At 43.5% G+C, this 15,467-nt stretch carries 9 protein-coding genes; 4 read left to right on the forward strand and 5 right to left on the reverse strand.

Translation table 11 applies throughout. The annotated features are described in order from the left end of the window. Positions 1 to 14: 14 nt before the first annotated feature. Both AC27EZ_RS06030 and AC27EZ_RS06035 read right to left on the reverse strand, forming a co-directional pair. Entirely contained in the window at positions 15 to 1,226 is a 1,212-nt protein-coding gene (locus AC27EZ_RS06030) for a M24 family metallopeptidase (protein WP_487134455.1), read from the reverse strand. 99 nt (positions 1,227 to 1,325) lie between these two features. Then, positions 1,326 to 3,056, reverse strand: coding sequence for a diguanylate cyclase (locus tag AC27EZ_RS06035; RefSeq protein ID WP_487134456.1), 1,731 nt, complete (start codon positions 3,054 to 3,056; stop codon positions 1,326 to 1,328). 327 nt (positions 3,057 to 3,383) lie between these two features. Here AC27EZ_RS06035 and AC27EZ_RS06040 point away from each other — a divergent pair, with 327 nt between their 5' ends. From AC27EZ_RS06040 to AC27EZ_RS06050, 3 genes are all read left to right on the forward strand, one after another. Next, positions 3,384 to 3,866, forward strand: a complete 483-nt coding sequence (locus tag AC27EZ_RS06040; RefSeq protein ID WP_487134457.1) for a hypothetical protein — start codon at positions 3,384 to 3,386, stop codon at positions 3,864 to 3,866. A gap of 132 nt (positions 3,867 to 3,998) precedes the next feature. Then, positions 3,999 to 6,347, forward strand: coding sequence for a carbohydrate binding family 9 domain-containing protein (locus AC27EZ_RS06045; RefSeq protein ID WP_487134458.1), 2,349 nt, complete (start codon positions 3,999 to 4,001; stop codon positions 6,345 to 6,347). An 89-nt stretch (positions 6,348 to 6,436) separates the two neighbouring features. After that, a complete protein-coding gene (locus tag AC27EZ_RS06050; protein ID WP_487134459.1) occupies positions 6,437 to 7,204 on the forward strand; it encodes a thioredoxin family protein in 768 nt (255 codons plus the stop codon). A 54-nt stretch (positions 7,205 to 7,258) separates the two neighbouring features. On the opposite strand, the gene AC27EZ_RS06055 is transcribed toward AC27EZ_RS06050, so the two are convergent. The 3 genes from AC27EZ_RS06055 to AC27EZ_RS06065 form a co-directional block, all read right to left on the reverse strand. After that, a complete protein-coding gene (locus tag AC27EZ_RS06055) occupies positions 7,259 to 8,584 on the reverse strand; it encodes a DEAD/DEAH box helicase (RefSeq protein WP_487134460.1) in 1,326 nt (441 codons plus the stop codon). Positions 8,585 to 8,839: 255 nt separating this feature from the next. Next, positions 8,840 to 11,233, reverse strand: coding sequence for a two-component system response regulator (locus AC27EZ_RS06060; protein WP_487134461.1), 2,394 nt, complete (start codon positions 11,231 to 11,233; stop codon positions 8,840 to 8,842). A gap of 12 nt (positions 11,234 to 11,245) precedes the next feature. Then, complete coding sequence (locus AC27EZ_RS06065; protein WP_487134462.1) at positions 11,246 to 13,801, reverse strand: HWE histidine kinase domain-containing protein; 2,556 nt, start codon at positions 13,799 to 13,801, stop codon at positions 11,246 to 11,248. 319 nt (positions 13,802 to 14,120) lie between these two features. Between AC27EZ_RS06065 and AC27EZ_RS06070 the strand changes: the two genes are divergently transcribed. Then, entirely contained in the window at positions 14,121 to 15,446 is a 1,326-nt protein-coding gene (locus AC27EZ_RS06070) for a mechanosensitive ion channel family protein (protein WP_487134463.1), read from the forward strand. The last annotated feature ends 21 nt before the right edge of the window (positions 15,447 to 15,467 follow it).

Below are 15,467 nucleotides of genomic sequence, written 5' to 3' on the forward strand. Positions count from 1 at the left end.
GGCAAATTAAGGGGCTAACCGAAAGGGTTGTCAATAGCGCAGCTCGGCTCGGTGAACCAGCGTGCACCTTCCCTTGTCATGTAAAAATGATCCTCTAAACGAATACCAAACTCATTAGGCACAACGATCATCGGCTCGTTACTGAAACACATTCCGTCAGCCAATAGGTGTGGATTGTCTTTCACTAAATACGGCCATTCGTGGATATCCATACCAATGCCATGGCCTGTTCTGTGAGGTAAACCAGGTAATGCGTAGTCTGGCCCAAGACCATCCGCTTCTAGGCTTTTGCGAGCGGCAGCATCGACATGCCCGCAAGGCGCACCTAAGGTTGCTGCATTGAAGGCCGCGAGTTGCGCACGTTTTTCACTCTGCCACAGTGTCCGTTGCCTTTCAGTTGCCTGACCAAAGCAATAGGTCCGCGTAATGTCTGAGAGATACCCCTGCAGTTTGCAGCCTGTATCAATAAGCACCATATCGTTTTCTTTCAGTATTTGAGGGTCTTTCACGCCATGAGGATAAGAAGTTGCTTTGCCAAAAAGGACAATACAAAAGTAGCTGCCGCTAGCACCAACTTTACGATGCGCCTCATCAATAAAGGCTTCGACTTCTTTTGTGGTTATGCCCGCACGTAGCATACTTGCCGTCGCTTTGTGTACTGCAAGCGTCATGTCCATTGCACGTTGAATTAGCGCTAATTCGTTCTCTGACTTATGCATTCTGCAATGTGCGGTGACATCTGCCCCGTTAACAATCTGCGTAGTTGCACCGAGCGCTTTATTAAACCCGTCGACAATAAAAAAAGCCGTAGATTCATCAACACCAACTTTACCTCTTCCGGCAAACCCTGGCATAGGGAGTAGTGACGCAAACAATTCATAAGGGCTTTCGTGTTCTTCCCAACCTTTAATATCGCCCGCTATCACCTTTCTTTCGTTAAGTGAGTCAATCTCAAAGGTTGGCGCAATATATATAATATTACCTTCAGCGGGCAATATAGCCCCGACTAATCGCTCGCTTGCATACCACTGCATTCCAGTAAAATAGGCCAGATTAGTACCTGCATTAAGGTACAATGCATCAATACCGTGCTGCTGCATGTAACACTGCGCTTTAGCAATTCGGGCTTCATATTCAGTGACCTGAATAGGCGACACGCCTGCCGTCATATCTGAAAGGCTCTCCAATGCCTCTTTCGCTGTTTTGCCACCTATTCCTATTTTCATTGCACCACCTAAAAGCCGATAATTCAGCGCCACTTTACAAGAAAACGCTTAAAAGTCGAGGCTAGGACACATCGCCATCACGTTCTCTACCATCAGTATTTAAGGTTTTACTAACTGGGCTCGGGAATTAGCGTCGGGCACGTCTTTGTAGGCAACCTGATTACGCCCCATGGCTTTGGCTTCGTACAACGCTTCATCGGCAAGAGTTATTAAGCTATCAATACCAATATCAACCGGAGACGCGCTGGCCACGCCAATACTTGCTGTAATCTTTATTTTCCCATCAAAAGGTGAATTTTCGATACATTTGCGCAACACCTCTGCGAAGGCTCTCGCTTTCACAGCGTCAGTACTTGGAAGAAACAGCAAAAACTCTTCTCCTCCCCATCGAATGGCAACATCAGAGGCCCTAACTCGGTTTTTTATCTCTGTTGCTATGGTTTCTAGTACATCGTCACCAACACCATGGCCGTGTTCATCATTGATTTTCTTAAACCAATCTAAGTCTACCAATACTACGGACACACGCTCATTTTTGCGTTTCGCCATTGCCCATATTGGCCCAATTAAGTCGGTGTACGCCCGTCGGTTATATAAGTTGGTGAGCGGATCAAGCCTCGCGATAGATTCAGCGCTTCTGCGCGCTTCTTCAACCAATTTAAAACTGGTACCTAACGATATTGATAAGAGCGACATCTCACACAGCATACCTATCTCTATACCCCTAAACGCCCATTGAGAATAAGGAATTATTCCCCATGTTGCTAAACTCGATACTGTCGCGCCTCCGGTTCCCAGTGCAACAGCTGGAAGAAAGAATTTAGCAATGGGGTTTCCCTTACGTAGGGCGGCAACCCCAATCAATAACATCCAAACAGAAAGCGTAGTTAGCACAATAAGCTGGCTCATGATCGCAAAAGCCTGATCTCCAGATATTACAATCACGATAGCGAGTGAGATGAGCCCTGCGTAGATAAATTTTTTTCTGCTATACAGTTTAGGTAAAAATACCTTCACATTTAGAAACGAGATGGTGAACGTGGTCGCCGACACTAAGTAGCAAAACATGAGAATCGGCATAAGCCACTGCTGCAAAAATACCGAGGATGGCCACAACAACCAATACCCATGGCCGGTATAGACAAAGTTAAACAGCGTAAACGCGAGTAGATAAAGCGAGTAGTAAAGATAACGACGCTCTTTTAACGATATAAATAGAACGACATTGTATAAAAATAAAATAAGAAGAGACCCATAAAGCGCGCCGTAAAAGTAAGCATGCTCCAAAGATTTAGCCTTGTCGGCTTCTTCAGACCCAACATAAATTGGAAAGGTCATGGGGTCTTTTGATTTAAACCTAAACAGTACGACCGTGGTACCTTCAGACAACACATATTGCACAGAAGGCATGCGCATATTGCGTTCGCGCTTAGAAAAGACCGTTTTATCACCTAAGGACGTACTGAGCTGAAGCTCCTCGTTGTGAAAAATATAGAGATCAATTTCATCAAGCCACGCATTATCGATTGTTATAATTTGAGATATGCCTGCACGATGCGTAGTAATAGGTAAGGCTGCCCACACGTCTTTATCAGTAAAGCCAAAGCTTACTTTGCCATGGGTATTGGGGAGGAAACTTCCTGCATGAAAAGCACGTAGCGCTGCATTAGGAGTAGAAAAGGTTTCATCAGGCATGTAAAGCAATAACGCATCATTAACTAACTGATAATCAGCATAAACATTTCGCTCGTTTGCTTCGGGTGCGCTCGAAAAAACGCTGCCTGTTAAAAAAAGGGCGATAACAACCCAGCGATGAAAGACGTTAACCACTCACTGCCTCTTTTAATTATAGTTGGCGCACAACCGCTATTTAACCTTCCTTAAACGGTCTACATTGAAAAATACATTTTGCTTTGAGCGTTTACACAAGACGACATCGAAAATATCACCCTATTTCAACGTTAAAATCGATGCCAATAATTGTTAGCATCGCCATGTATATGAAAGCGCTTATATATTGAGTGTAAGCTAAGTTTTCATCTATGCAAAAACATTTGCGAAGATGAATTAAAATGTAGACACACTAACATCTTTTGCCTAAAGGTACTTGTTGTGACATAGTCAAAAAATAAAAATAACAATACACCAATTATCCCTATGCAATTTCGCTCCGCTTTCTTTACTTTTACCGCCCTATTCACCCTTATTGCGTCATCATTTAGTACGCAAGCAATCACTATCATCGAAACGACCCCCGTCCATTTTGGTTCAATATTTGGCCAACTTGGCTTTCAATGTGCAATGAGCCAGTTTGGAGAAGTGGGGGGGGATTGTGATGCAACGGATGCCAACATAAGCCGTGGCACCATTATCGTTACCGACCTTCCACGAAAAGGCACTGTTGAAGTGGTTATTACTAGCTCGCCCAACGCATCGCTTGACTATGCCCCGACAGCTGAAGTGTCTGGCGCTAAAGGGGGAACCGTCTTGTTAACGCCCAATCAGCCGGTTTTACTTGAAGTAAAAGGAAATGGCGCCGACCTTTCCATAAACGTTTTTGGTACGTTGTCCATTAATGACGACTTGCGTACCTCTCAACCCTATACCGTTGATTACACTATTCAAGTCAATGCGCTGTAGTAAAAACCTGTAGTAATTAGACGTAAAACGTTAAATCTCCATTTACCTGCGATTAACATCTGTGAGCGCGGTGTTTATTTGTGTCCCCTTTGCGCATAATTACCGAGAATTTAAAAACAATAAGAATTTGTGATGCCATTTTTCTCTGCCAACACCTCATGCAACCGTCTTCGTTTATTTTTTTTGATGTGGTTGAGTATGTTGTCGATATCGTCTTATGGTGCGAACGGCATTATTTTGACCGAAGACGAAACGCCTATTGTTATTCCAAACCTCGATGGTGACATTAATGTCGATGGTAATATTGACGAGGCGATATGGCAGTCGGCCGCGCTTATCTCGCTTGATTACATTACTCGGCCATTTGAAAACACGACACCACCTGTGACGACCACCGCTCGTATTTTCGAAAACGGGAATATGCTTTATATCGGTTTTAGCGCACAAGATAATAATCCCGATGCTATTCGTGCGTTGTTTCGCGACAGAGACCAAGTATGGGACAACGATTTAGTAGGAATAAAACTAGATACCTTCGGCGACAGTCGCTTGTCTTATCAGTTTTTTGTTAACCCTAATGGTATACAAATAGACGCCATTGAAAACGAAATGACGCGAACGGAAAGCGCTAGCTGGAATGCCATTTGGGATGCCGGCGCGGTGATTACCACAAACGGCTACAACGTAGAAATTGCACTGCCCTTTCGTATTATGAACTTCCTTGATAGCGACGGACCTAAACAGTGGCGCGCTGAATTAGTTAGGTTCTATCCACGAGAAAACAACCTACGTATCTCAAACCGCAAAGTCGACAGAGATAATGCGTGTACGCTTTGCCAGATGGGACAAATAGAAGGCTTCGCCACAGCCAAACAAGGAAAAAACCTTACTATAGTACCTTATGCGGTTGCGTCGGGCGCGCGGAGCCGTTCAATCGCGAGAACAGACGACTGGCAATCTACAGATAATAAAGAGATTGGCGCTGATATTAACTGGGGGATCACCTCAGATATGATGCTCCAAGCCACCATCAACCCAGATTTCTCGCAAGTTGAAGCCGATGCGGGGCAACTCGCTATAAACAACCCTTTTGCGTTATTTTTCCCCGAACGACGGCCGTTCTTCTTAGAGAATGCAGACTTCTTTAGCACACAACATGACCTTGTCTATACCCGTAATTTGGGATCGCCAGATGTAGGTACAAAGTTAACGGGCCGAATAGATAATCACACGTTCGGGTTACTTGTTGCCAATGACGAAGACACGACCTTCTTAGTGCCGGGAAACCTCGGTTCTCGCGTCGCGCGGTTAGGGAAAGAGAGTCGTAACATCGCCGCACGATATCGCTTTGATGTATCAGATACATTGTCTTTTGGCACGATTTTGACCGGCAGAAAGGCTGACGACTATAGCAATGTTGTATCAGGCATCGACTCTCGCTATCAAATAACGCCAACGGATACGCTACGGGTGCAAGTACTTGCCTCGGAAACACAATACCCTGAAACCCTCTTTCAGCGATTTTGCGCGCAAGACTGTACACAGAGTGATAATTACAGCGAGAGCGCCCTTAGAACCCAGTCTTCATCGCCACGTAACGGCGTAAGTTATGTTGTCGACTATCGCCATGAAGAAAGAGAATGGTTTTTTCTTGCCAATAGAAAGAGTACACAAGCTGATTTTCGTGCAGACCTCGGTTTTGAGAGCACAGTAGATAGACACAAAAGTGTCGTTGGTGGTGGATACATATGGTGGCAAGAAAACGACTGGTGGAACCGCTTTGAATTTAGTGGTGATTGGGATATTACCCATAACGACGATGGCGAATTAATTGAGCGAGAAGTGCAAGCGCAGCTTGAGCTAAACGCCGCTTACCAGTCTTTTATGAGCCTTCAATGGGTAAAGCGCGATACAGTGGGGCTAAGAGCTGATCGTTCGTCATTAGCGATTGATGGAAACACCACGCGATTCACTGAAGAACAAATGTCGCTTTATGTAGAAACTCGCCCCAACAAAACCCTGTATTTTGAAAACTTTGTTCGATTCGGTGACAGAATAGATTTACTTAATAATCGACTCGGGCAACAACTGCTAATACAACCCCAACTTACGATGAATTTAGGTAATCACTTTCAAGCCACCATAAACCACGAATACAATAATATTGAAGTGAGCAATGCTGAACTTTTTACGGCCAACCTCACTGATTTACGCCTAAGTTATCAATTTTCCGCCAACCAATTTGTACGCCTAGCGTTAGTGTACTCAGACGTAAAGCGTAATAAAGAAAATTACCTGTTTGACGTACCAGAAAGAGACAGAGATCTCGGTACACAATTGGTATATTCTTATATGATTAATCCGCTGTCTCGACTTTTTATTGGTTATGGCGATGCAGCAATAGCTAACGATAATTTCCCAGGGTTAAGGCGATTTGAGCAAACTGTTTTTGCGAAATTCAGCTATGCGTGGCTGTACTAATAACGCTCGGCAAGATAATTAACACTTACTTACCGTACAGATATTATTTTTCTGGCACTCACGGTATAACTAACACATGGATACTTCTTATGAATCGCTTGTTTGACGTCGCTACATACGTTACGTTTTTTAGCTACCTTGCTCTTTCTGTATTCGTTATGCCTGACTGTTTAGCAAATGCAGAAGCGACCTCTACTATCGATGTCTTGTACCAATACTCACCCGAAGAGAATCCTGTAGAGGCTTTGTTCGATACGAGGCAACAGGCTATTGAGAATAATAAGCGCCTGCTGGTCGTGTTAGGCGCCCAATGGTGTCACGATAGCCGAGGGCTTGCGGCACAATTTTCTTCCGAAAAAATGCAGGAAATTATTCAAAATGATTATGAAGTCAAGTTTATCGACGTAGGATTGTTAGAAGATAGACGCGCCATCACAACACAATTCAACTACCCAACCTACTATGCAACGCCGACTGTGATGGTAATAGACCCACAAACGAATGCCCTTTTGAATGCAGACTCTATGGACAAATGGGCATTCGCAGATAGTGTCCCGCCAAAGGATTATGTCGATTATTTTGGTGCGTTTGAAAACAAGGTCCCAAGCAAATCGAGCGTATTAACCCCTTATGATATTGAGAACGCAAAAAGGCTGCAAAATGCTTACGACATTTTAGGCCCAATGCTAGGGCTAGATATTGAAGGAAATGCCCCAGACGGTTTCTATGATATGTGGAAAGAAGTCAGACGTTATCGAATTAGCCTTCAAAAATCGTTGGCCAACCAAGCGGCAACGCATTCTGAGGATAATAGTGTTAAGCGGGAGACCTTTGGCCCGTTTAGCTGGGAAATGTAGGCATAAAAAAGCACACCTTTACGTGTGCTTTTTTGTATTTTGAATGCGAAATCTCTAGCTAGGATTGGCTGAGTTTACGCTAGCGCCTCTGCGTGGCTGAGGAGAACGTCGTCTTCTCGGTGCTTTTCCATCATTGGCACCACTGCGTGCTTTTCTCTCGCTAGACGGCCCGTTTTGCTGAAACGATTTGGGCTTCTTAGGTTTTTTCGGCTTTTTAGGGCTTGAGAGAACCGTATCTGGCACTTTCGCCTGCGGTGCGAACCCTTCTAAAGGCGTTCTAGGAAGCAGTTTTTGAATAAGCGTTTCAATATCTTTTAACTGCTGAAGTTCGTCAATACTCACAAAAGACCAAGCTTGTCCGCTGGCACCAGCGCGACCGGTACGTCCAATTCTATGTACATAGTCAGCAGGCGTATTGGGTAAGTCTAAATTAACCACCGTGGGCAATTCACTGATGTCGATGCCCCTTGCGGCGATATCGGTGGCGACAAGCACATGAATTTTCCCACTTTTAAACTCGGACAATGCTTTGGTACGCGCACCTTGGCTTTTGTTTCCGTGGATAGCAGCGCTAGGTATATTTGCCTTACCTAGTTTTTCCGCAATTCTGTTTGCGCCGTGTTTAGTGCGACTAAACACCAACAACTGCTTCCATTTTTGCTGCTTTATGAGGCTAATCAGTGCACTAGTTTTTTTAGACTTATCAACGGGAATAAGATACTGCTGAACGCTTTCTACCGTTGTATTGGCAGGCGTAGTTGAAATCTTTTCTGGGTTATTCGTAATCGTCTGGGCAAGCTCGGTAATCTCTTCTGAGAACGTTGCAGAAAACAATAGTGTTTGTCGCTGAGTAGGAAGTAACTTCAATATGCGTTTAATATCATGAATGAAGCCCATGTCGAGCATACGGTCGGCTTCATCTAACACTAAGGTTTCTAATTGTTGAAATTTCACCGCGTTTTGCTGATACAAGTCAAGCAGACGACCTGGGGTAGCGATAAGAACGTCAATACCACCTCGAAGCTGTTTCATTTGCGGGTTGATACCTACTCCACCAAAAACGACAGCGGTTTTTAACGGTAAAAACTCGCTAAATTGACGGATGCTTTCTTCTACTTGTGCGGCTAACTCTCGCGTTGGCGTGAGAATAAGTGCGCGAACGCTATTTGGCTTGGCTTTTTGACCACCAATAAGGTTGTGCAGTAACGGTAATCCAAAGCCGGCGGTTTTACCCGTACCGGTTTGCGCTGCGGCCAAAATATCTTTACCCTCAATAATAACGGGGATCGCTTTTTCTTGAATAGGTGAAGGTACGGTATAGCCTTGCTTGTCAACAGCTTTCATTAAAGCAGCGTCTAGGCCAAGATGAGAAAAAGACATGATAGTCTCCTGATAACGAATTAAAAAGCTACACAAAGGCAGCAACTGTTGCTGAAAGGCTATCGTCTAGTTCTGGCTTATCAGTAGATATTGATGTCTGAAAATCGCGTGAGGAACTTACAAAGTAAATTACTGAAGAAGATATAAATTGTTCAAAAGAGCCTTAAAAAAGCATGCGCACTATACCACAACGCCGCTCAGCCCACCAGCAAAGATGAAGGCATAGCACGTAAATCGTATCGGCTATTTTCTACCTCACACCACCACGCGAGGCACTGCATGCTGAGTTTGCATGTATTCCATTAGCGCTAACAAGCTCATGGGCATAGCAAAATGGTAGCCCTGCATTGAATCTGCACCGATACTTATTGCAAACGCGACTTGCTCTTTGGATTCAAGTCCTTCTAGAGTGCAAGGTACATTTAGTGCTTGGCAAAGCGTAATCACATTTTTTAATATCGTTGCTTGTCGTTCCCCCGTTGAAGACTGAATTGGGAACTCAGGCAGTAATGAGCGGTCTAGTTTAACCGCGTCATAAATACTTTCGGCAAGTTCGGATAGACACGAATACCCTGTACCAAAATCATCAATAGATACCCTAAAGCCGATGTGTTTTAGCTCAGTTAAAACCTCTCGCGCTTGTTTACTTTGCAGGGTCGATTCAGTAATCTCAATGACAAAACGACTAGGCGCTAACGCAAATCGAGTAATCTCCCCCTTAAATGCCTCAACAATGTTTTCGTTTTGCAATTGTACCGCAGACATATTGATATTGACGACGACGTCGGTATCCCCCCAATTTTCTAATGCTTGTAGGGCCATACTCCCCTCTCTAAGCATATGTAGGCCTAATTCGTGAATCAGGTGAGTGCGCTCTGCGATTGGAATAAATTTGTCAGGCCCTATAAGGCCTCGGCCTGGTACATGCCACCGAGCTAACGCTTCAAGCGCTACGACCTTGCCTGATGTATTTATTATAGGTTGAAAGTACGCACATATCTCACCTGAAGTGATAGCAGTTCGCAGCCCTTGCTGCACAAACAATCTATATTCGATATCCTGAGTGAGCGATTCATCGAAGAAAACAATGTTATTTTTACCTAACTGCTTTGCCTGATACATCGCAATATCAGCATGTTTTAATAAATCGCTAGCGCAAATCGACTCTTTCGCAATCGCAATACCAACACTTGCAGTTATCACGAACTCTGCCGACGACGTCACAAAAGGTGTTTCAAAGACACTGGTTACCCGCTCGGCAAAACGCTGCAAATCAATGGGTTTGTTGTCGGCAGCAACAATAATAAACTCGTCGCCTCCAAAACGAATAAGCTTATCGGTCTCTCGAATTTTTACCAACATTCTAGACACACAACTTCGTAGCACTTGGTCACCGATTTCGTGCCCATAAGAATCATTGATCAATTTAAATTCATCTAAGTCGATGAAAATAAGCGCAACCTCAGAGGATTCACTTTGCAGACTCTGTATGACTTGATTTAGATAATTTCTGTTTCCTGCGCCCGTAAGAGGGTCGGTAAAGGCTAAATATTTCAGTTTTGATTCTGTCGATTTAAGGGCTGTGACATCCGTAAGAATCGCGACTTTTCGCTCATGCTGGTCCTGTTCAATAACATTAATAGACACAACAAGATGTTTTCTCTGGCCATCCTCGGTAACGATGTTCATCTCTTCGCGCATGTCATCGATAAACACAAGGCCATCATCATCACCGTCCCGCTCTCTTGGAAAGTAATCAAAAAACGATGTTCCAATTAAACTATCCGTAGCGACACCTAGTAAATCATTAGCAGCAACATTAGCTTTGGTGATTATGCCATCCGCATCAAACACCAACACGCCTTCCTGCATTTCTTTTATGATGCGGTCCGACACGAAGAGTTCGCTTTCTATTTGATGAAGGTCGGTAACATCTTGAATCGCTCCTATCCGCACACCTTCATCAGATAGTGACACATCAGTAAGCGTAACTTGAAGCCAGGATATTTCGCTCTCGTTATTTACAACTTTTAGTCGAGTTTGAAAGCTTTGAGTACTATCAATAGCACTTTGCAGCGCTTTCTTGTCTTCCTCAGGAAATAAAATCATAAAGTCGTCAAACGACAAATTAAGAGGCAACGAGAAATGATTCTGCTCGCTTTTAATAACAATAGACTTTGTCATTTCCTCTATTTCAAGCACAGCCAACTTCGCAACATTCGACGCGATAGTTAATCGCAGGGAGGCGTCCTTCATTTCGTCATCAATACGCTTTCGCTCTAGCGCCACTTTAACAGCGGTGCGAAGCATCGCGTTACCAAAAGGTTTAACCAGATAACCATAGGGCGCAATGGATAACGCGTCGGACAGGGTGTCGTCGTCACTGTATGCTGACGTAAATACGATGGGAATAGCATACTTACTGATAATATGCCTGCCTACATCAATACCCGTCAGTGAGTCACCCAAATTAATGTCCATTAAAATAATATCGGGCCGATACTTTTCCGCGAGCTTAATTGCGGTTTCAGCATCGCCAGCAATACCCACCACGTCTACACCGAAGCTTTTTAGCGAAAAGCTTGTGTTCATTGCATCAATGGTTTGGTCTTCAACAATTAATATTCTGGCAGTTATCGATGCTTCCATTTATTCACTTCTTTATTTAAGTTCTTCTAAGGTTTTTTCCAACGTTTTTATATTTACTGGTTTACTTAACACGTGCACAGACGAAAGAATATCTGGTATTTCTAATTCTGCACCGTAACCCGTAATAAACATAAACGGCGTTGATTGTTCCAACAGTTCGGTGGCCAACTGGATTGTGTTTTCATTTCCTAAGTGCATATCTAAGAATATGATATCTGGCCGCTCTTTCGCTATTCCTGCTCTGGCAGCAGACACAGAACCAAAAATAGAGGCGTATGGAATACCAATACTTTTCAGCTTTTTCTGTAAATCCATCGATATCAGAAGGTTATCTTCTACAATACATGCCTTCTCAAAATGATTTGCTTGTTCCTCGCCTGATGAAACATCGTTTTTGTTATACAACATCGCGTTGCTGTCATCCGGCTGGTTAGTTTTTGAAACCTCTTCAATGTGTTTACTAGGAATTTTAAATACCGCTTTTATCCCCGTGGTTAATGCCATAATGTCGGACTCACCGCCTAATTCATGTGGAATCACCGAACGTATTATCGTCATACCAAAACCATCAGGGCCTAAGTCGGTAATCGGCGGGCCGCCCTTTTCAACCCATTCAATAGTGCAATTTCCTTGCTTATCGAGCCACCAATTTACCGATACTGTTCCATCGCTGCTCGATGCACTCAATGCGCCGTACTTTGCAGCATTGGTAATGAGCTCATGAAACACTAAAACAACTGGCGTAACCCCATATGCACTAATATTGATGTCGGGCCCTTCTACCGTAAACACTGACTCATTTATCATATAGGCGCGCAATTCGTTCCAAAGCAATGTGCTAAAGCTAATGCTTTGCCATGAGGAATGAGTAAGTTGATCGTGCCCTAGTGCCAGTGCTGAAATTCGGGCTGATAACGACTCTACGAAAAGGCCAATATCGTTTTTATCATGGGAAGTTTGAGACACAATAGCATTGACCAAATTCAAAATATTACGTACTCGATGGTTTAACTCACCAATCAGTAACTGTAACCGTTCTTTCGCCTCTTTTTGCAGTGCTTCTTTTTCGTGAAGGTGCTGGATGGTCAAATCCATAATACCTGTTCGAATCGACTTGGCGCGCTCTATATCAAGTACCGACCACGCTAATGACTGGTCATCATGGGAAACGATCCACTGTTCAAAGCTAGACCTTGGCGTAAGCTTAACATCGCCATTGCTCACGACCGATTTATCGGGGTTACCCGCCCACCGTACCTCTTGCACAACGGCTTCGCGATACAACAAAATATAATCAACGGGATGGCGAGATACTTGGATGGCGAGAACGCCCGACACGTTGTTGTCACGTAAGGAAGGATCTAATGTTTCCAGCTTATCTATCGCGTATAATTGGGTATCTGTTTTATTTTTTAGAAAATTAAGCAGATGGTTTACTTTTTTGCTTCCTAACGACTTACCGCGATGCCTGTACTCGCCATTAAATGAGCACCCAATACCGTCAATATCAATGAGGCTTTTAAAGAAGTCATAGCGTTCAATGACCATTTGCGGGATAGACACCGAAGGAGACACATTACCAATCACTTTTGTATAAGCTGTATTGGCCTTCTCGCTTATAGCAATTCGCTCTACAACAAGGCGTTTATTTAACTCTAAAGAGAAAAACTCTGCGAATAGCTCTAATTGCTCAAGCATTTTTCCCGACAGAATACGCGCTGAATTGTTGTGACAGGCAATCAACCCCCACAACTCACCTTCAACAATAACGGAAATAGACATCGACGCGCCCACTCCCATATTCTTTAAATATTGAATATGTACTTCAGATACGGAACGAAGCCGTGAAAAAGACAAATCGAGCATGTCTTGTTTAGCGCCAAGCGCAACTAATTTATGGTCATGACCGTGTACATCGCTGATTACGCGAATCAAATTTTTCTTGTACAACGCGCGCGCCTGCTTGGGAATATCGGACGCCGGATATTTAAGACCAAAAAATGGAGGAAGCTCGTTCGCTTTAGACTCAGCGACGACCTCACCACTTCCGTCGTTGTCAAAGCGATACAGCATCACTCTATCAAAATGTGTGAAAAGACGGACGCCCTCCACGAGTTGCTCATAAAGTGTTGCAACATCTTTGCTTTGACTAAATTGGTTCATCATGGCAAGGAGAAAGTTGTCCATGCCATCGTTTTTAATGTGTGGCTCAAACTCAAAAATAATGACGCCGGAACTATCATGAATACTGATGTCTTGGGCCGATGCCATTTGAGGTAAGGTAACGCTGACTATTCGGTGAGGTTTGCCGGTAATCAGCGCTTGATGATATGCGCCCCTTGCAGCATGTGACAGTTCTTTACCTAAAAGTTGCCATACTGTTTTTCCACTTATATCTTCTTGTTCAATTTGAAAAACATGAAAGGCATTAGCAGACACGAACAGTAATTCACCATCGGAGTCTGCGGCTAGCAGTACACCATGTGACTGCACTCGACCCAACATATGAATTGGCTCTTTGTCACATTGTGATACCAAGGTGTCATAATTCGACGGGTTTGCGTTCATTTGTCCTATATCCTCTCTTTTACATCCGTATATCGATAACGAGAGTTAGTATGGGAAAATCGCTTTACCAAAACCAAATGCACTCTACTATTTATAGTAATAGACCAGTCTGTAGGTTTTTTATAGCCTACTGCCGATAAAACAAATGTTTTTTTCCACCGAAATGTTAAACCATGAAAAACGTTATACTTTAGTAGTAAAAAAATACACATTTCAGCAAAAAAATTTAAAATAACGCTTTACTCTTCTCTACTAATCACGTTAAAAAGCGTACTTCATTTAACGCCAAGAACTGGCACTTTTGGGATACAACTACGTAATGTCATTAATGGCGCTGCAATCAAAAATGCAGGACTTTATTCTTGCTGCTACGGACGCTGTCATGTCAACCGCGTTTTACGTTCAATTGGGTATCATCGCTGCTTGCTACTGCGTTGCCTACTTAGTTGCTTTGCGTATTCGAAAGCAATTTCTCTATACGCGAGAAGCGCCGTCATCATCACAAAAGCGACTTCACAGTTCGTTGTTTAAACTTGGAAAAGCCATTTTTCCGGTGCTTGCTATAGTGCTTCTCAAAGTAACGTCTACCGTCGGGCAAACGCTTCTTCCTGAAGCTTGGCTTCTGAATGCCGCTGTGGTTTTGGCAATTATGTTGTTCACGTACTCTTTAGCGAATAATTTCATTGATAGTGTCGCCTTCGCAGGCTTTATCAAATGGGTTGGTTTACCTCTGTTGTTCTTATTCTTAATAGGCGTCTTACCCGTGGTTGTTGAAACGTTAGAAGGTATGGCGATTAATATTGGAAACATAGAGATTTCAGCCTACGGCGTGTCTAGGGTAGTAATTTTTGGTGGCTTGTTGTTTTGGCTCGGCCGCGCATCTAACACCTTTGGACAAGACATTATAAGAAGTCATAAGTCGCTTGATGTTTCGACTAAAGAAGTCTTTGCGAAGCTATTTGAAGTGGCACTTTTCTGCATCATTTTCTTGCTACTGCTTAACGTCATGGGCGTTAACCTTACTGCGCTTGCGGTATTTGGTGGCGCCTTAGGTGTAGGGCTTGGTTTAGGTCTTCAATCAATCGCGTCTAACTTTATATCGGGGATCATCATCCTGTTAGATCGCAGTTTGACCGTAGGCGATTATGTTGAATTAGAAGACGGTCAAAAAGGTATTGTTAGACAATTTAAAATGCGCTATGCCGTGCTAGAAACCTTTGATGGAAAAGATATTCTTGTCCCTAATGAAAAATTTATCAGCTCATTACTTATTAATTGGACACACAAAGATCCAAAACAGCGTTATCGCATTGATTTTTCAGTCGCATACAAAACTGATATACGTGCGATGGTTGAAATTATAAAAGAAGCGGTTAGCCAACATCCTCAAGTTATCGCCGGTGATGATGTACCTTTTGAAGAACGCCCAGATTGTGAAATTGACAGCTTTGGCGACTCGGGAGTAAACATGTTTGTCGAGTTTTGGATGGAAGGTGTCGATGATGGCAAAAACCGTGTTGGGGGTGATTTACTACTTATGGTATTTGAAACCTTGAGAGAACACGGCATTGAAATTCCTTTCCCTCAAAGAGAAGTTCGAGTACTTAACGATAATGGGCCGGCACTTAAAAACACGACGCCGTGATTATTCGTTAAAATAACTTCT

Source organism: Alteromonas sp. 4NH20-0056, assembly GCF_057539655.1.

Coding starts and splice junctions, on each gene's coding strand:
- AC27EZ_RS06045 (WP_487134458.1), top strand. CDS start 3,999: ATGCCATTTTTCTCTGCCAACACCTCATGCAACCGTCTTCGTTTATTT.
- AC27EZ_RS06050 (WP_487134459.1), top strand. CDS start 6,437: ATGAATCGCTTGTTTGACGTCGCTACATACGTTACGTTTTTTAGCTAC.
- AC27EZ_RS06030 (WP_487134455.1), bottom strand. CDS start 1,226: ATGAAAATAGGAATAGGTGGCAAAACAGCGAAAGAGGCATTGGAGAGC.
- AC27EZ_RS06060 (WP_487134461.1), bottom strand. CDS start 11,233: ATGGAAGCATCGATAACTGCCAGAATATTAATTGTTGAAGACCAAACC.
- AC27EZ_RS06065 (WP_487134462.1), bottom strand. CDS start 13,801: ATGAACGCAAACCCGTCGAATTATGACACCTTGGTATCACAATGTGAC.
- AC27EZ_RS06070 (WP_487134463.1), top strand. CDS start 14,121: ATGTCATTAATGGCGCTGCAATCAAAAATGCAGGACTTTATTCTTGCT.
- AC27EZ_RS06055 (WP_487134460.1), bottom strand. CDS start 8,584: ATGTCTTTTTCTCATCTTGGCCTAGACGCTGCTTTAATGAAAGCTGTT.
- AC27EZ_RS06040 (WP_487134457.1), top strand. CDS start 3,384: ATGCAATTTCGCTCCGCTTTCTTTACTTTTACCGCCCTATTCACCCTT.